Raw genomic sequence first — 16,780 nt, 5'->3', positions numbered from 1 at the left:
TGCCGACGGCAGCCGCAATCCTGAACGCCATCCACGACGCCACAGGCGTACGCATATGGCAGGCGCCCGCCACGCCTGACGTGGTGCGTCACGCGCTGGCCGGATGCATGACTGACGGCGTACGCGCCATGGGTTCCGATCATGTCCATCGTTGACCTCAGCCCCCAGCCGGACGTACTGGACTTCGTGCAAGGCACGGTCCATATCGTGGACGACGATGAACTGGTGCGCGGCGCGCTGGTTGGCTTGTTCGAATCGATCGACCTGCAGGTCCGGTCCTTCACCTCCGTCGAGGAATTCCTGCGCGCGCCCGAAACGGAAGGCCCGGCGTGTCTGGTACTGGACGTCCGGCTGCGCGGCCAGAGCGGCCTGGCATTCCAGCGCTCGGTTGTGGAAAAGGGCCTGCCGCACATGCCCATCATATTCATGAGCGGCCACGGCGATATCCGCATGACCGTCACCGCCATGAAGGCCGGGGCGGTCGACTTCCTGGCGAAGCCGTTCCGGGACCAGGAAATGATCGATGCGGTGATTGCCGCGCTGGAACGTGACATGAAGCGGCTGGAGGCCGAGCACGCGCTGCGCGGCCTGCGCGCCAGCTGGGAGACGCTGACGGTGCGCGAGCGCGAAGTGCTGCGTCACCTGGTGACCGGCCTGATGAACAAGCAGATTGCCGCCGCCATGGGCGTGGCCGAGATCACCGCGAAGATCTATCGCGGCCACGCCATGCGCAAGATGAACGCGCGATCCGTGGTGGAGGTGGTCCGGATGATGCAGGCTTTGGCGGGCGAGGGCGTCGTCTGACCTGCTGGCGGGTTGGCTGTGCCCGCCAGACCGGCAACTTCAGCGCGTGCTGACGCGCAGGGATTGCACCCCGCGCAGGTTATTGCGCCGGTGCCATGACAGCTGCGCCAGATCGACCGGCTGCAACGCGGGAAAGCGCCCAAGCACCCCGGCAATCGCCGATTCCAGTTCCAGCGTAGCCAGCCGCGCCCCCAGGCAATAGTGAATGCCGCCGCCGAACGACAAGGACGGCGCGCCGTCGCGGGACAGGTCCAGGCAGTCGGGGTTGCTGAACACGGCCGGATCGCGGTTGGCGGCACCGATCAGCATGAAGACGATGCTGCCGCGCGGCACGCTCACATCGTCCAGCGCCACGTCTTCGAAGGCCGTGCGCACCACCATCTGCACGGCGCCGTCGTGGCGCAGGCACTCCGCCACGGCGCTGGCAACCAGCGACCGATCCGACAGACCCGCCTTCAGGCGCTGCAGTTCGGCCGGCGCGCGGAACAGCGCGATCATCGTGTTGCCGATCATGTTCGACGTGGTCTCGTGGCCGGCCACGAACAGCAGGATCACGTTCGAGATGATCTCGGCCTCGGTCAGCGTCGCGCCGTCCGCCTCGACCGCCAGCAGGCTCGAAATCAGGTCATCGCCCGGTTGTGTGCGCCGTTGGGCCACCACGTTGCGGAAATGGGCTTCCAGCGTCAGCGCTGCCTCGTTGGCCTCTGTCAGCTGGCCAGCATCGAGCGGCGCCAGATCGAGTGCGCTGGCCAGCCGGCTGGCCGCCGTGCCAAGCTTCACGCCGTCTTCGACCGGGATATCGAGCAGGCGGCAGATGATCTCTACGGGCAGCGGCAAGGCGAAATCGGCAATCAGATCGAATTCGGTCTTGTTGCCGATCCTGTCGAGCAGGCTGCGCGTGGTGGTCTCGACGATCTGCGCCAGCGCGTCGACCTGCCGGCGGTTGAACGCCTGCATCAGCAGGGCCCGCAGCCGGGTGTGGGCCGGCGGATTCATCATCAGGAAGGTGCGGCTCAGCGCCTGGAACACCGGGTCTTGCGTGGCGGCCTCGCCGTAGCGGGCCTGCACGCTCTGGAGGTAGGTCTTGCCCATGCGGCGGTCACGCAGCAGGGCGTCGATCACGTGGAAGCGGCCCGTGACAAAGATGTTCGGGCCCAGCGGCAACAGCGGGCCGGCGCTGCGGACCTGCTCGTACAGCGGGTACGGATTTTCAAAGAAGGCGGGGGTGGCGAAGGACTCGAATTTCATCAGGGCGCTTTTCTTGGGATTGCCTGGATAGGCTTGCTCTGGCGAGGGAGGACAAGGGGAATGTCCGGCCCAGGCTTTCGCTGCAACTTATAGCAGTACGCCGGCCGGCAATCTATCGCGTTATGTGTCGCAATGTATCTGTGGCGCCCGTTGGTACAAGGTGTTACGGATCGCCGGATGGCGGCGCGCTCTGTATCACGCTGTATCGCCCGGGCAAGGTGATACATGGCGATCCAAAAACGTGGCCGGGCCGACATTTCACGCGTGCATTCGATTTCTAGACTGCGATGGTTCATTCACGCCCGCTCCCGGTCATTGCCGCATGGCATGGGCCGGAGCCAACCAGGAGAACCATCATGTCCCATGCTTTGAACCGAGATTTCCCGGCGGCGCGCCGGACGGTTGCCGCCGCTGCCACCTTGGCGGCCATCGCCTTTGCCGGCTACCTCCAGCCTGCCGTGGCTGTGGACGCCGCCCCCAAGGCAAAGGCCGCCGGCACGCAGGTCAACGCCGACGAAAGCATCCGGCCGTTCCGCGTGCATGTGCCGCAGGCCCAGCTCGATGACCTGCGCCGCCGCATTGCTGCCACGCGCTGGCCCGACAAGGAGACCGTCAGCGACGAATCCCAGGGCATCCAGACCGCCCGCGTGCAGGAACTGGTCAAGTACTGGGGCACGCAGTACGACTGGCGCAAGGCCGAGGCCCAGCTCAACGCGCTGCCGCAGTTCGTGACGAAGATCGACGGGCTGGACATCCATTTCATCCACGTGAAGTCGCGCCATCCCAACGCGTTGCCGCTGATCCTGACGCACGGCTGGCCGGGCTCGGTGTTCGAGTTCACCAGGACCATCGGCCCGCTCACTGATCCCACCGCGTATGGCGGCCGCGCAGAGGATGCGTTCGACGTGATCATTCCATCGATTCCCGGATATGGGTTCTCTGGCCGCCCGACGGAACTGGGCTGGGGCCCTGATCGCACGGCGCGCGCGTGGGACACCCTCATGAAGCGGCTCGGCTATACGCACTACGTGTCGCAGGGTGGGGACCATGGGTCGGTCATTTCCGATGCGCTGGCCCGCCAGGCACCGCCGGGGCTCAAGGCCATCCACCTGAACATGCCGGCCACGGTGCCGGGGCCGCTGATGAAGTCGATCCTGGCCGGCGATACGGCGCCTTCGGAACTGACCGATCCGGAGCGCAAGGCCTATCAGTCATTGAGCAGCTTTTTCGGGCGCAATGCCGCCTATGGCGCGATGATGGTCACGCGTCCGCAGACCATCGGCTATTCGCTGTCGGATTCGCCGGTGGGCCTGGCGTCGTTCACCTACGAGAAGATTGCCGAGTGGAGCGACAGCGGCGGCGCGCCCGAGCGGGTGCTGTCGCGCGATGCCATCCTGAACGACATCACGCTCTACTGGCTAACCAACACGGGGGCTTCGTCATCGCGCTTTTACTGGGAGAACAACAATAACAACTTCAGTGCCGAGACCCAGAAGACGCGCGATATCAAGGTGCCGGTGGCTATCAGCGTGTTCCCGCACGAGATCTACCAGGCACCGGAAAGCTGGAGCAAGCAGGCGTACCCGTCGCTGTACTACTACCATGCGGTGGCAAAGGGCGGGCATTTCGCGGCGTGGGAACAGCCTCAGCTGTTTGCGGAGGAACTCCGTGCGGCGTTCAAATCGGTGCGGTAACGCGATCCTGCGCCGGACTTGACCCGCTTTTTGGCCCAGCCGCATGGCTGGGCTTTTTTGTCTGGCGCGGGCCTAGCGGCGCTGGGCCAGCCAGATGCCTGCGCCGATGCAGACCAGACCGGCGGCGTGGTACCAGTGTGGCGCGTCGCCCAGCAGCACGGTCGACAACACGGCAGCAAACAGCGGCGTCAGCGTAATAAAGAACACCGGCAACTGGGCGCCGGCACGGGCGATGGCGCGATCCCAGGCGAAATACGCCAGCAGCGACGGCACGGTGCCCACATAGAGCAGGATCCACGCGACCTTGCCGCTCCAGTGCAGCGGCTGGGCCAGCGTGCCGATTTCCCAGGCCGCAATCGGCAGGCTGGCGATCACGCCGGTCACGATCTGCGCAAACAGCAGCACCTGCAGCGGCAGGTCGGGCCGGTGCTTGCGAAGCAGCCAGGTGTAGATGCTCCAGGCAATGGTTGCCGCCAGCATGAACAGGTCGCCCGCGACAAACTCAAGCTGGGCCAGCCGGGCCGGTTCGCCACGCATCAATACGAATGACACGCCCACCAGGCACAGCAGGGCGCCGGCCAAGTGCCACGTGCGCAGCCGTTCGCGGAAGAAGCAGGCGCCGATGACCAGCAGGAACAGGGGCGTCGAGGCGCCAATCAGGGTGACATTGATCGGCGTGGAGGTGGTCAGCGCCAGGTACTGGAACGCGTTATAGCTGGCGATCGACAATACGCCCATGGCAACCAGCATGCCCGCGTGCCGCCACAATGCCGCCCGATGGGCAACCACGCCTGGCCACGCGTAGGGCACCAGCAGCAGTCCGGCAATGAGCCAGCGTACGAGATTCAGCGTGATCGGCGGCACGCTGCCGGCTGCCAGACGTCCCACGATCGCATTCCCGGCCCAGGCCAGCGGCGGAAACGTCAGCAGGAACAGCGTGGTGGCATCGATGCGGGTTGTTTTCATGGAAATACCGGCGCGCCGGCACGATGCTGGCCCTGTAGTAGCCAGCGGGGCAGGGGTGGATCTCGTTGACGGGGAGTTGTACTGCGATGACCGCTGGCGGATTGTACCGGTTGGCGGCACTCTGGTTGGCGGTCGGGGCGGCTGGGGGTGATTCCGGCGGCAGGCCGGTCAGGCCTGGTCAGGTCTGGGGCGGGCTGCGGCCCGGATCGCCGTGGATCGGCATGGCCGTCAATGGCGACGGCCATGCGGTGGTGTCGGGCGCGCCGCCGCAGGGCTGGCGCGTCACCGTGGGTGCCTGGCTGCTACGACTTTTTCTGATTCGCGTTGGCGCGCGCGGTGGCAATCGCCGCATCACGTTCCTTGGCCGCCGCGGCCTTCGCGTCGTTGTAGACCTTCTTTGCTTCGGCGACCTTGGTGTCGTATGTCTTCCGTGCCGCCGCGATTTCCTGTCGCATATGGACAATCTCGTCGCTGGGTGGCTGGGCCTTTGCGCCGCTTGCCGATTGACCCATGGCGGGCAGGGCAGACAAGGCAAGTACGGCGCTGGCCAGAATGACGATGGGCTTCATGCTTTCGCTCCAGAGTGAGGTCCGCTCACGGTAGTCCGATCATCTCGCGTGTTCCATTGGACCAAGGGCCAACGGTTGCGGTGCCCGCATTGCACGTTGGACCAGACAATCAATGCGGGCCTTGCCTGCATCGCTGGCATTTCGCGTGCACATCTGCCAAGATTGCGCCCCCTCGATTACCGCAGCCGAACCAGCATCGCGTCACCATGGCTTCAAACAAGGCACATCACGCCACCGGATGGGCGGCGGCCGTTATCGCCGTTGCCGTTATCGCCAGGCATGCGGGCAACGGCTGGTATTGGGAAGGCGTGCTCGGATTCGTGGCGGCGTTGTTCGGCAGCACCGCGCCAGACTGGCTGGAAGTGGCATGGTGGTCCAGGTCGCGACGCCTCTGGATTACCCATCGATCCTGGACGCATTGGGGCGTTGCGTGGGTCGGCCTGCTGGTGTGGGCCTATTACGCCCTTGGCACCAACGTGCTGGCGGCACCGGCATTCGGCTTCGCCTGCGGGGGCGTGATGCACCTGTTGGCCGACTGGCCCAATCCGTTAGGTGTACCGTGGATTGCCGGGCGTCATTCCCTGAACTTGTGGAAGAGCGGACGCTGCGACCTGTTTGTCGTCGCGGCCTCATGGCTGATTGCCTTCTTCGTGTCCGACGATCTCTGGTTCTATGGGCAACACAGCGTGGCGCTGCTTCATCATCTGCGCATGGCAACGATCCACTTTTGAGCACGATTCCGGCACCGGGTATGGCGCGTGGCATGATCACGGTTTTCTTGGAGGAATTACGATAATGCTGGTCGACTTCTCCAGCTTTACGCCGTGGGCTTCGCTGGCTGGCGGAATCCTTATCGGTGTTGCGGCAACGGTGCTGTTGCTCTTCAACGGCCGGATTGCCGGCATCAGCGGGATATTGGGTGGACTGCTCGCCTTGCCACGCAACGATGTGGCATGGCGAATCGCCTTTGTCGCCGGCCTGATTGGCGCCCCGGTCGTGATGGCGGCATTTGGCTTTCCCGCGATATCCAGGATCGAGGCAGGCTGGCCCGAAATCCTGGTGGCCGGCTTTCTGGTGGGGCTTGGCACCCGCTATGCCAGTGGCTGCACCAGCGGCCACGGCGTCTGCGGGATGTCGCGCGGCGCGGTCAGATCCATCGTGGCGACCCTGACTTTCATGGCGGCCGGGTTCCTGACCGTCTTCGTGCAGCGGCACATCCTGGGAGCCTGAGCATGCCATTCGTGTTTGCGTTGCTGGCCGGCCTGGTGTTCGGCGTTGGGCTGATCGTGTCCGGGATGGCCAATCCATCCAAAGTGCTCGGCTTTCTCGATCTGGCAGGTGCCTGGGACCCTTCGCTGGCCTTTGTCATGATCGGGGCGATTGCGCTGACGGTGCCCGGGGTTTTCATTGCCCGGCGTCGCGGGCGGTCGGTTCTGGGATTGCCGCTTCAATGGCCGGCCAATACCGGCGTCACGGCGCGGCTGGTGCTGGGCAGTGCGTGTTTTGGTGTGGGATGGGGGCTGGCAGGCTTTTGTCCGGGCCCGGCACTGGTGGCGCTGGGCGCAGGCTATCCCAAGGCAGCGGGATTCGTCGCGGCCATGCTGGTCGGCATGACCGTCTTCGAGGTGGTGGAGCGCACCCGCGCGTTGCGAAAGCCGAATCCTCAGGAATGATCCGGAGCGGCGGGGCGCCGCGCGGCCGGACATGACAGTACGCTGGCGGCACCCATGACGGATTGCCGCCGTGCAGCGCGAAGTCCGGCCTATTGCTTCTCGCTGGTGCCGGCGACCGGCATATGCGACGCAACCTGATCGAGTACCACTTCCGGCTCGTCCGCCTCGATGTCGGTCTCGCCGTTCAGCCTGCTGTGCATCCGTTCCATGTCCAGATCGCCGGTCCACTTCGCCACGACGACCGTGGCAACGCCGTTGCCGATCAGGTTGGTCAAGGCACGGGCCTCGGACATGAACCGGTCGATGCCCAGAATCAGGGCCAGACCCGCCACCGGCACATGCCCCACCGCCGAAAGCGTGGCTGCCAGCACGATAAAGCCGCTGCCGGTAACGCCGGCTGCGCCCTTCGAGGTCAGCAGCAGCACCGCGAGCAAGGTGAGTTGCTGGGTCAGGGTCATGTCGGTATTGGTGGCCTGGGCAATGAACACCGCGGCCATGGTCAGGTAAATCGAGGTGCCGTCCAGATTGAACGAATATCCGGTCGGGATGACCAGGCCGACCACCGATTTGCGGGCACCGAGATTCTCAAGCTTCGCCATCATGCGCGGCAGTACCGATTCCGACGACGATGTGCCCAGCACGATCAGGAGTTCCTCCTTGATGTACTTGATGAACTTCCAGATCGAAAACCCATGGAACCGTGCGATGGAACCGAGCACGACAAAGATGAAAAGCAGGCAGGTGGCGTAGAAGGTGGCCATTAACTGGCCAAGCTGGAGCAGGGAGCTGACGCCGTATTTGCCGATGGTGAATGCCATGGCACCGAAGGCGCCAATCGGCGCGACCTTCATGATGTAGCCGACGATCGTGAACAGTACGTGCGAGAATTTCTCGATAAAGTCGAAAACCAGCGTGCCGCGCCCGCCGAACCTGTGCAGCGCAAAGCCGAACATGACGGCAAATAGCAGGACCTGCAGGATTTCGCCTTTGGCGAACGCGTCGACGACGGTGTTCGGAATCACGTTCATCAGGAATTCGACCGTTCCCTGCATCTTTCCCGGGCCGGTATAGGCGGCGATTCCCTTTGTGTCGAGCGTGGACGGATCGACGTTCATGCCTGCCCCCGGCTTGACGATATTGATAATCAGCAAGCCGACCAGCAGTGCAATGCTGCTGACAATCTCGAAATACAGCAGCGCCAGCCCGCCAGTCTTGCCGACCTTTTTCATATCCTCCATGCCGGCAATGCCCACCACGACAGTGCAGAAGATAATCGGGGCAATGATCATCTTGATCAGCTTGATAAAGCCATCGCCCAGCGGTTTCATCGCCTCGCCGGTCTGCGGATAGAAATGGCCCAGCAGGACGCCGAGAATAATGGCGGTGATGACCTGGAAGTACAGAGACCTATAAAGCGGCTTTTTTGCGTGTTCGGCTTTTTCCATGGTCGTCTCCACTGCGGGTTCCGCGTATTCGCTAAGGCGAGCTTAGTGCCCTGCAGTCGGGCTTGGGTATGGACCCAAAGGCCTAGAAGCGGCAACCCTCAGAAACGATCTTGTCTGAAAACGCTTGACGCGGCATATTTCAGCGGGTAAAAAGCCGAAAAATCGGTCATCCGGAAACTGGTATTCGCCGCATCCCGAGCGAGGGAGGTCCAGAGCAATGCTGTCCAAGCTGATAGCGATGTACCGCTACTTCGTGTCAGTCGTGCCGTTCCGGCTGACTCCCGCCATCATTGCCACGGTTGTCCTGGTAACCCTGTTGCTGCTTCCGGCACCAGAAGGGCTCAAGCCCGAAGCCTGGCATCTGGTTGCCATCTTCCTGACGACGATTGTTGCCATCATCCTCAAGGTGATGCCGATTGGCGTCATGGCGATGATGGCGATCGTGATCGTGTCGCTCGCGCAGGTGACATCGCCCACCTCGAAGGGCGCCATAGCCGATGCGCTGAGCAGCTTCTCGAATCCGCTGATCTGGCTGATCGTTGTGGCGATCCTGATCTCGCGCGGGTTGAAGAAGACGGGGCTGGGCAACCGCATCGGGCTGATGTTCATCGCGGCGCTGGGCAAGCGCACCGTGGGCATCGGGTACGGCCTGGCGATCTGCGAACTGGTGCTGGCACCGTTCACGCCCAGCAACACGGCGCGCGGCGGGGGCATCGTCCATCCGATCATGCGATCGATCGCCGGCGCCTTCGACTCCGATCCGGCCAAGGGCACGCAAGGCAAGGTGGGGACATACCTGGCGCTGGTGAACTACCACGCCAATCCGATCACCTCTGCCATGTTCCTGACCGCCACGGCGCCGAACCCGCTGGTGGTCGACTACGTGGCCAAGGCCAGCGGGCAGGCGCTGCACCTGACCTGGACCACCTGGGCGCTCTGCATGCTGCTGCCCGGCCTGCTATGCCTGTTCGTGATGCCGCTGATCATCTATCTGCTGTCTCCGCCGGAGCTGAAGGTCACGCCCAACGCCGTCGACTACGCGCGCGGCGAGCTTGCCCGCATGGGGCCGCTGAGCGGCAAGGAGCGCGTGATGATGGGCGTGTTCGCCATGATGCTGGTCTTGTGGGCCAACCTGCCTGCGATGATCTTCGGGCCCGCCTACACGCTTGATCCAACCGTGGTGGCGTTTCTGGGCCTGTTTGCGCTGATCATCACGGGGACCATCGACTGGGATGATGTGCTGTCCGAAAAAAGCGCCTGGGACACGCTGATCTGGTTCGGCGCCCTGGTCATGCTGGCAGAGCAACTCAACAAGCTGGGCGTGATCGCCTGGTTCTCGGCTGACATGCGCGACGCCATCGCCGCCAGCGGCATGGAATGGAAAGGGATTGCCGCCGTGCTGGTGCTGGCTTTCGTGTTCTCGCACTACCTGTTTGCCAGTACCACCGCCCATATCAGCGCCATGATGCTGGCGTTTCTGACGGTGGGTGCGCATCTGATACCGCCGGAGTACATTCCGCCGTTCATGCTGATGATGACGGCCGGATCGGCGATCATGATGACGTTGACTCACTACGCGACCGGCACCTCGCCGATCATCTTCGGCAGCGGCTATGTCACGCTGGGTCAGTGGTGGCGGGCGGGCGCGGTGATGTGCGTGTTCGAATTACTGGTCTTCGCCGTGGTCGGCGGCCTCTGGTGGAAGGTGCTGGGCTTCTGGTGAGGCCCCATGGCTCCATGGTTGGGGCGATGCCGGCGGCCGCGTCAGGCCGTCAACAGGCTTTCGTACTCTTCGCGGAACTGGTGCATGGAGCTTTCCACCACGGTCACGGCGCCGTCGATCAGTCCGCAGCGGCCGCTCCCCGGGAGGATGCGGCACAGGTTTGCCAACGCATCCAGGTCCGCCCGCACCCCGCGGCCAGTGTCGATCCGGTTGAGCAGCCGCATCAACTGGAAGGTGCCACCCTTGCAGGATGGGCATTGCCCGCATGAACCCTGGGCGAAAAAGCTCACATACTCGGCAACCTTGCGCACGATGCTGGTGCCTTCCGAGACAACGATCATCGCCCCGGTGCCCAGGCTGGAACGACGTTGGCGCACCGAATCAAAGTCCAGCGCCACGTCGAGATCGCGCTTGGTCAGCAGGGTGTTGGACGGCCCCCCCGTAAAGACGGCCTTGAACTCCTTGCCCTGAAGCATGCCGCCGCCGTGCCCGAATACCAGCGATTCCAGACTGGTGCCCATGGGCAATTCGTAGAGGCCCGGGCGCAGCACGTCACCCGAAAGCGAATAGAGCTTCGTGCCCACGGCCTTGCCGAGGCCCAGATCGCGGTACCACTGCGCGCCGTGGCGCAGGATGCCTGGCACATGGGCCAGCGTCTCGGTGTTGTTCACGATGGTTGGCGCGCCATGGACGCCGCGTTCGGCCGGGTAGGGTGGCTTGCGGCGAGGAAACGGAAATCCGCCCTCGACGCTGGCGATCACCGCCGTTTCCTCGCCACCGATATACAGTCCCGAGCTTGGCATGACGCACAGCGATACGGCACCACCGACCACGCTTGCCAATTGGTCGAATAATGGATGTGCCTGCCACTGCTGGACCGCCAGGCGCGTGACCGCAAGGGATTGCGCCTGGTGCGGGTTGACGTACAGGACAACATGGTTGGCCCGGGTCGCGGCTGCGGCGATCAGCGCTCCCTCGATCACCTGGTGTGGCGTGTGCTCCAGCAGGACACGATCCTTGAACGTGCCCGGCTCATCCTCGTTGCCGTTGCAAATCACGTATTTGTCGCCGGCGGGCGCTGCCGCGACCGGCGCCCATTTCCGATGCGTCAGGAAGCCGGCGCCACCCATGCCGCGCAGTTCCGCCTGGGCGATTTCGCCGATGATCGCGGCCGGGTTGGCAAGCGCCCTGGCCAGCCCCTCGCCGCCGCCATGTGCGAGCCACGCGGCCAGGTCGGCCCCGACCTGGATGTCTTTATTCAGCAGCACCTTGTTCGGGTGTTCCATGGCGTCGCTCATCGCAGGCTGCCTACCGTACGGCCTCGGGTCCCGGCGCGCAGGCCGGCGTCGACACGAAGATCGAAATGCGCGTAACCGGGAAACAGCTGTGGCGCCTGGAGATGCAACGGCAGGCCCGCCAGCGTCAATTCGCGCTGCCATGCATGCACGTGGCCGATGCCGGCGCGGCTGGGCAGCCCGCCGCGTACCGATTCCGCAGCCTTTGCGCCAGCCCGGCGCCCCATGCTCAGGATATCGAGCAGGGCATTGCCCATCAGCCGGTTGCGCCCGTGGATGCCCCCGGTGACTTCGCCAACGCCGTAGAGGCCCGCCACGTTGGTGGCGCCGTCCTTGTCGATGGCTACGCCGCCGTTCTGGTAGTGCAGCGTCGGGTAGACCAGGAAGGGCTCCTGCGCGGCATCGTGCCCGCACTTGTGCGCAAGATGGGTCAGGGTGACAAGGCGTTTGGCGAGGATGCCGGGATGTTCCAGTTCAAGTGTGGGGGTGTCGAGAAACACGCCGACCTGTCCGTCGCGGCTGATGCCGCGGCCCTCCGCGCACTCGCGCAGAATCGCCGAAGCCACCACGTCGCGCGGCTTGAGTTCGTCCACGAATCGCTCGCCCACGCCATTGATCAGCTTTGCCCCGGCGGAGCGTGCGGCTTCCGAGATCAGGCCGCCGGCCAGATGGGGCGGAAAGGCGATGCCGGTGGGATGGTACTGGAACGAGTCAAGCTCGCGCAGCCGGGCACCCATGCGATAGGCCAGCACCAGCCCATCGGCCGTTGCGCCATAGTGGTTGGACGTCGGGAACGCGTTCAGATGCAGCCGGCCCGCGCCGCCTGTGGCGAGGATCACTGCCCGGGCACGCACCAGCACGAAGGCACCCCATTCGAGGTTGTAGATCACGGCGCCGGCGCAGCGCCCGCGCTCGTCAGACAGCAATTCCACCACCGGGCAGCGGTTCCACACGGCGACGCCGGGGTCCAGGTCTACCGCTTCGCGCAGTACGCGCATCATTTCCAGCCCGGTGTAGTCCCGATAGGACAGGATGCGCGCCGCAGAGGCGCCGCCGGGCTTCTTGCGCAGCAGGTTGCCGCCGATTGGCCGGTCTTCCGTCTGGTCGAACATCATGCCGAGCCGAATCAGCCAACGGATCACGTCGGGGCCATCCGAGACCATTTGCGCGACGAGTTCGCGGTCGGCACAGAAATGGCCTGCGCGCAGGGTGTCCTCGAAATGCATCTGCAGGCTGTCGTCCTCGCCGATTGCCGCCTGGATGCCGCCTTCGGCCATCACGGTGTTGCTGTCGCCCAGCCGCAGCTTGGTGGCGAGGATGACCTGCGCACCTTGCGCGGCAGCGGTCAGCGCCGCGGCACAACCCCCACCGCCGCCGCCAATGACAAGGACGTCCGTCGTGACGAGCTGCGCGCCGGCGATATCGACGTCGTCGATCAGGGCATTGGCCTGCAGGCAGCGTGCGAGATCTGGCTGGCAGGGATCGCCACGGTTTGGGCCGACAGACAGGGCGACTCTGGCATTGGGGCCGTGATCGGGGTGATAGGCCTTCAGAAGGGCGTCGACGGACGTTGCATCGTCGCGCATGGGGGGCGTCACGCCGCGCTTGTAGCGCTGGCATGCCACCTCGTAGGGAATGCTGGCCGGCATGGTTTGTCGTGCCTCAACCTTGTTGTGGGGGATGCGCGCCTGGCGCGTCCAGGTCGATCGTCATCTCGCCACGCTCGATCTGCTGCAGCCGCTGCATCAGGTTTGCCGGACGCAGGGAAAGGGCGGCGATCATCCGTCGCACGAACAGGCCAAGGTGGTTCGGCTGGATCAGTTCGGGACAGGCCAGCGTGCACAGGTTGCACATGACACATTCGTCGAAGACCGCCGCCGACTCGGTCAATTCGCCCGCCACGGCCAGATTGACGCCGCGCTGGACGTCAAGGTGCTTGGGGCAGGCCCGGTCGCAGCCACTACAGTGCCGGCAGTGGGCGGCCTCCGGAAAGGTCTCGGCAATCGTGCGCAGGATCTGCCAGCTGTCGCCGATGTCCTCGATCCGATAGACATGGCGCGACGAAGAGGTGAAGTAATCGAGAAAGGCGACCTGCATGCCGTCCTCGACCATCGTCTCGCAGGCCAGCGCCGTGGTCACCTCCGGTTCGCCATGGCGCCGGACCATGACCCGGCAGGACCCGCATACGCCCTGGCCCATGCAGCCAACCCCTTCGACGAGCGTCTCGCCCGCGTGGATGAACGCCTGCAGGATGGAGCAGTTGGCCGGCGCCCCGATTTCCCGTCCTTCTATGTTCAGACGTACCATGCTTCGCGCACCCTCCCATTTTGCGGTGCCGCCGTCACTCCGAGCGGGCCATCGAATAGGTCATATAAACCTTAGCACAGGGAAGGTTATTGCCAAGGGAGATCGCCAAGGCTGTTTTTGAAGGAACGGACTTTCTGGATCGGAGATGCGGACATTCTGATTTGGCCCCTACAATCTGTCGGAGCAATAATACATAATATGTAAAATACCGGGTGCATCGGTGTCGGCCAATCCTGGCTCGCCCACCCCTCCAGCCGGTGCTCGTACCTCATTTTGGACTGTGCAAAATCGAAGGCGTTTTTCATTTGCACTTTCGTTGCGCTATCCCACGTTGCTGCGTGTCACGTCGTCGCTGTGCGAAGACGGATTAATCTGATTATCGTGCCGAAATAAGGCATGCCCGGCTTGCCGGCACGCTACCCCGGCCCCGGCGGCCAACGGTTCAGGAGGCAAAAGCCCCCGCCATCAGCCGCCCATGTCCTCATATCCCTCGATCACCACGATATCTGCCTGTGAGTGTGGTGCGCGCAGTGCAATCAGCGCCTGGTATTCCGGGGACCGGTAGCATTCCAGCGCCCGGGCGTAGCTTTCGAATTCGATGACGACGATGCGTGAGCGCGGTGCGCCTTCGACCACCGATTTTTCGCCGTTTCGGACCAGGAACCGGGCTCCGTACTTTTCGAAGACTGGCTTGTTGCCAGTGATGTAGCCCTGATAGCCGGTGGCATCGGCAATGTCGACGGCAGCCACCCAGTAACCCTTTTTCATGCCTTCCCCTGCTTCAGTGAATTGGAATGACTCTGACAGCACCGGCCTGCTCGCGTGGGCCGGCACATCACTATAGTTCGGCACATGGGGCGCGCAAGCCGTTATCGGGCCGTCCGGATGGCTTGAACAAGGGGTTGGCATGGCTACTACGGGGAACGCGGGCAGTACGGGCAAGGCAGGCAAGGCGGACATCGCGGCATTGGCCTTTGTGGCAACTCTGTCTTCCTGTCCGGCGCAAACAGCCTTCAGGCTTACCTTTGCGCCAAAGGCCGTGTATAAGTCGTCTTCATTTGACGCGGAATCAAGAATGAAGACGACCATCGACGAACTGCTGGCCTTCGCGGCCGTCGTGGATACGGGATCGATCACCGCCGCTGCCGAGCAACTGGGGCTGACCGTTTCGGCCACCAGCCGGACGCTGAGCAGGCTGGAAGAGAAGCTCCAGACCACCTTGCTGCGCCGGACCACGCGCCGCCTTGAACTGACCGAGGAGGGTGCAGCCTTCCTGCAGCATGCGCGCGCCATCCTGTCGATGATGGACGAGGCCGAAGAACAGATGGCGGCCCGCCGCATGCGGCCGTTCGGACGGTTGCGTGTCGACGCCGCCACGCCCTTCATGCTTCACGTGATCGTGCCGCTGGTGGAAGGCTTTCGGGAGCGCTATCCCGAGGTGGAACTGGAGCTGAATTCGAACGAAGGCATTATCGACCTGCTCGAAAAACGCACCGATGTGGCCTTCCGGATTGGCCCGCTGAAAGACTCCACCCTCCATGCCCGCCCCATCGGCACCAGCCGTATCCGCGTCCTGGCGAGCCCCGGCTACCTGAAGCGTCACGGTACGCCGACCAGGGTGGAGCAACTGGCCGGGCATGCGCTGCTGGGCTTTACGCAGCCCGATTCGCTCAACGACTGGCCGCTGCGCGACGGCGATGGCGATACCGTCCATATCAAGCCGACCATTGCGTCGTCGAGCGGCGAAACGCTGCGCAGCCTGGCGCTGGCGGGCCAGGGCATCGTCTGCCTGTCCGATTTCATGACCCGCGCCGACCGTCAGGCGGGGCGGCTGGTGCCACTGCTGGCCCGGCAGACGCTCGACGTGCGCCAATCGATCAACGCCGTCTACTACCGCAATACCGCCCTCGCCTCGCGCATTACCTGCTTTGTCGACCACGTGGTCAGCGTGCTGGGCAGCAAGCCGTTCGAAGAACAGGGCTGACTTCGCGTCAGCTTCCGGGCGGCCCGCCCTGCCTGGCTCTATATGCTGTGCTTGCGCACGAAATGGTCGCGAATGATGGCGATCACGGCCAGGTGGTGGATGCTTTCCAGCATCCCTACCGGTCCAGCTTTGTCTGCGCTGGCGTGGCGACGCGCAAATAACGGAGCATGGGGGCCGCACGGGCGCCCCCCGCGGCCTACCCCTCGCTGCCCTTGCCTCCCGGCCGCATGGTTGCGCTCTCAAGCAGCTGTTCGTGGATGAATGAATACAGCAGCAGCGATTCGCGCTCGCCATAGGTGTCGAAGGACACCCCCACATGGCGGAACGGCTCGGTGGCATCGACGTCGGGGTCTTCGCGCGTCCAGCCCTCGATCGACAGCTTTTTCTTCAGGCCCGCCGCGCGCAGTGTGAATTCCAGCAGCACCTGCTGGCCCGGCGTGTCAAATTGGCTCGATGCGGTGGAAATCGACGCGCCGCCGGTGCTCAGGTCGGTAATCAGCACGGTCTGCGGCGCCGCCGGGCCATCGGCCAGCGACAGCGACGCCACCAGCCGCACGGGCACCCGGATGCTGCCGCGCAATTCGCGGGCCTCAAGATGCCGGATGTCATCGAGCATCCAGTACGGGAATGGCGTGCGCGACGTGGCCTGGACCCGCGCCGAGAAGCTGTGGATATTGGTGCCGGAAAACCCGCGAAACAGCACGGTTTCGCCGTCGTCGATCTCGGCGGGAACGCCGGCCAGGCCAGGCCAGCCGATGAATGCCGCGCCGTCGTTGAAGCCGATCAGGCGGCTCACCGCCGCCCGGTGGGCATCGCCGGGCCGCTTCACGTGCAGCAGCGTGCCAACCAGCAGGCCATAGCGGTCGTGCCAGGCGGCATTGGGGGTATCGGCCCGCAGTGGCGCCAGGTCGTCGGCCCAGAAGCAGCGGCCTCCCTGCAGCGCAAGCATGCGTTCCTCGGCCGTGTTGAAGACGGTTCCCTCGTCAGCTACGGGAAAACCAAGTTCGTCGACCAGGGCCGATTTGAGCGGGTTGCCCAGCTCGATATCGCCAGCCTGTACTTCCCTGCGCAT

The 16,780-nt window shown here is 64.2% G+C and carries 16 protein-coding genes; 7 read left to right on the top strand and 9 right to left on the bottom strand.

The genetic code is table 11. From position 1 onward, the window contains the following. Positions 1–141 precede the first annotated feature (141 nt). Positions 142–804 (top strand): response regulator transcription factor, encoded by a 663-nt coding sequence (locus A9J21_RS24630; RefSeq protein ID WP_066740185.1) that lies wholly within the window; start codon positions 142–144, stop codon positions 802–804. Positions 805–843: 39 nt separating this feature from the next. Here the strand turns inward: A9J21_RS24630 and A9J21_RS24625 are convergent, their stop codons facing one another. Then, positions 844–2,052 carry a cytochrome P450 gene (locus A9J21_RS24625; RefSeq protein WP_066740183.1) on the bottom strand — a complete coding sequence of 403 codons (1,209 nt, stop codon included), beginning with the start codon at positions 2,050–2,052 and terminating at the stop codon, positions 844–846. Between the two features lie 356 nt (positions 2,053–2,408). On the opposite strand from A9J21_RS24625, the gene A9J21_RS24620 reads away from it, so the two are divergent. After that, positions 2,409–3,746, top strand: coding sequence for an epoxide hydrolase family protein (locus A9J21_RS24620; protein ID WP_066740181.1), 1,338 nt, complete (start codon positions 2,409–2,411; stop codon positions 3,744–3,746). Positions 3,747–3,818: 72 nt separating this feature from the next. On the opposite strand, the gene A9J21_RS24615 is transcribed toward A9J21_RS24620, so the two are convergent. Both A9J21_RS24615 and A9J21_RS24610 read right to left on the bottom strand, forming a co-directional pair. After that, on the bottom strand, positions 3,819–4,712 hold the full coding sequence (locus A9J21_RS24615; protein WP_066740179.1) for a DMT family transporter: 894 nt from the start codon (positions 4,710–4,712) through the stop codon (positions 3,819–3,821). Between the two features lie 302 nt (positions 4,713–5,014). Then, positions 5,015–5,281 carry a hypothetical protein gene (locus A9J21_RS24610; RefSeq protein ID WP_066740177.1) on the bottom strand — a complete coding sequence of 89 codons (267 nt, stop codon included), beginning with the start codon at positions 5,279–5,281 and terminating at the stop codon, positions 5,015–5,017. Between the two features lie 206 nt (positions 5,282–5,487). Here A9J21_RS24610 and A9J21_RS24605 point away from each other — a divergent pair, with 206 nt between their 5' ends. The 3 genes from A9J21_RS24605 to A9J21_RS24595 all read left to right on the top strand — a co-directional run bounded on the left by A9J21_RS24605 (position 5,488) and on the right by A9J21_RS24595 (position 6,954). Next, positions 5,488–6,012, top strand: coding sequence for a metal-dependent hydrolase (locus A9J21_RS24605; protein ID WP_066740175.1), 525 nt, complete (start codon positions 5,488–5,490; stop codon positions 6,010–6,012). A 64-nt stretch (positions 6,013–6,076) separates the two neighbouring features. Beyond that, the gene (locus A9J21_RS24600) at positions 6,077–6,511 is read left to right on the top strand and encodes a YeeE/YedE family protein (protein ID WP_066740173.1); all 435 of its coding nucleotides are present in this window, start codon (positions 6,077–6,079) and stop codon (positions 6,509–6,511) included. A gap of 2 nt (positions 6,512–6,513) precedes the next feature. Beyond that, entirely contained in the window at positions 6,514–6,954 is a 441-nt protein-coding gene (locus A9J21_RS24595) for a YeeE/YedE family protein (RefSeq protein ID WP_066740171.1), read from the top strand. An 89-nt stretch (positions 6,955–7,043) separates the two neighbouring features. Here the strand turns inward: A9J21_RS24595 and A9J21_RS24590 are convergent, their stop codons facing one another. Next, positions 7,044–8,399, bottom strand: a complete 1,356-nt coding sequence (locus tag A9J21_RS24590; protein WP_066740170.1) for a dicarboxylate/amino acid:cation symporter — start codon at positions 8,397–8,399, stop codon at positions 7,044–7,046. Positions 8,400–8,616: 217 nt separating this feature from the next. On the opposite strand from A9J21_RS24590, the gene A9J21_RS24585 reads away from it, so the two are divergent. Then, complete coding sequence (locus A9J21_RS24585; RefSeq protein ID WP_066740168.1) at positions 8,617–10,122, top strand: DASS family sodium-coupled anion symporter; 1,506 nt, start codon at positions 8,617–8,619, stop codon at positions 10,120–10,122. A 41-nt stretch (positions 10,123–10,163) separates the two neighbouring features. Here A9J21_RS24585 and A9J21_RS24580 read toward each other — a convergent pair whose 3' ends face one another. The 4 genes from A9J21_RS24580 to A9J21_RS32395 all read right to left on the bottom strand — a co-directional run bounded on the left by A9J21_RS24580 (position 10,164) and on the right by A9J21_RS32395 (position 14,813). Continuing rightward, complete coding sequence (locus tag A9J21_RS24580; protein WP_066740220.1) at positions 10,164–11,408, bottom strand: NADH-quinone oxidoreductase subunit F; 1,245 nt, start codon at positions 11,406–11,408, stop codon at positions 10,164–10,166. A gap of 8 nt (positions 11,409–11,416) precedes the next feature. Further along, positions 11,417–13,066, bottom strand: a complete 1,650-nt coding sequence (locus A9J21_RS24575; RefSeq protein ID WP_066740166.1) for an FAD-binding protein — start codon at positions 13,064–13,066, stop codon at positions 11,417–11,419. A 13-nt stretch (positions 13,067–13,079) separates the two neighbouring features. Then, a complete protein-coding gene (locus A9J21_RS24570; protein ID WP_066740164.1) occupies positions 13,080–13,724 on the bottom strand; it encodes a 4Fe-4S dicluster domain-containing protein in 645 nt (214 codons plus the stop codon). A 465-nt stretch (positions 13,725–14,189) separates the two neighbouring features. Then, the gene (locus A9J21_RS32395; protein WP_231907027.1) at positions 14,190–14,813 is read right to left on the bottom strand and encodes a DUF1330 domain-containing protein; all 624 of its coding nucleotides are present in this window, start codon (positions 14,811–14,813) and stop codon (positions 14,190–14,192) included. Here A9J21_RS32395 and A9J21_RS24560 point away from each other — a divergent pair. Then, the gene (locus tag A9J21_RS24560; protein WP_066740160.1) at positions 14,800–15,708 is read left to right on the top strand and encodes a LysR family transcriptional regulator; all 909 of its coding nucleotides are present in this window, start codon (positions 14,800–14,802) and stop codon (positions 15,706–15,708) included. The genes A9J21_RS32395 and A9J21_RS24560 overlap by 14 nt on opposite strands. Before the next feature lie 196 nt (positions 15,709–15,904). On the opposite strand, the gene A9J21_RS24555 is transcribed toward A9J21_RS24560, so the two are convergent. After that, the gene (locus A9J21_RS24555) at positions 15,905–16,780 is read right to left on the bottom strand and encodes a flagellar brake protein (protein ID WP_066740158.1); all 876 of its coding nucleotides are present in this window, start codon (positions 16,778–16,780) and stop codon (positions 15,905–15,907) included.

Source organism: Cupriavidus sp. D384, from assembly GCF_001652915.1.
Taxonomy (GTDB): domain Bacteria; phylum Pseudomonadota; class Gammaproteobacteria; order Burkholderiales; family Burkholderiaceae; genus Cupriavidus.
The sequence above is the reverse complement of the archived record's forward strand: the minus strand, read 5'-3'. Positions and strand labels throughout refer to the sequence as shown.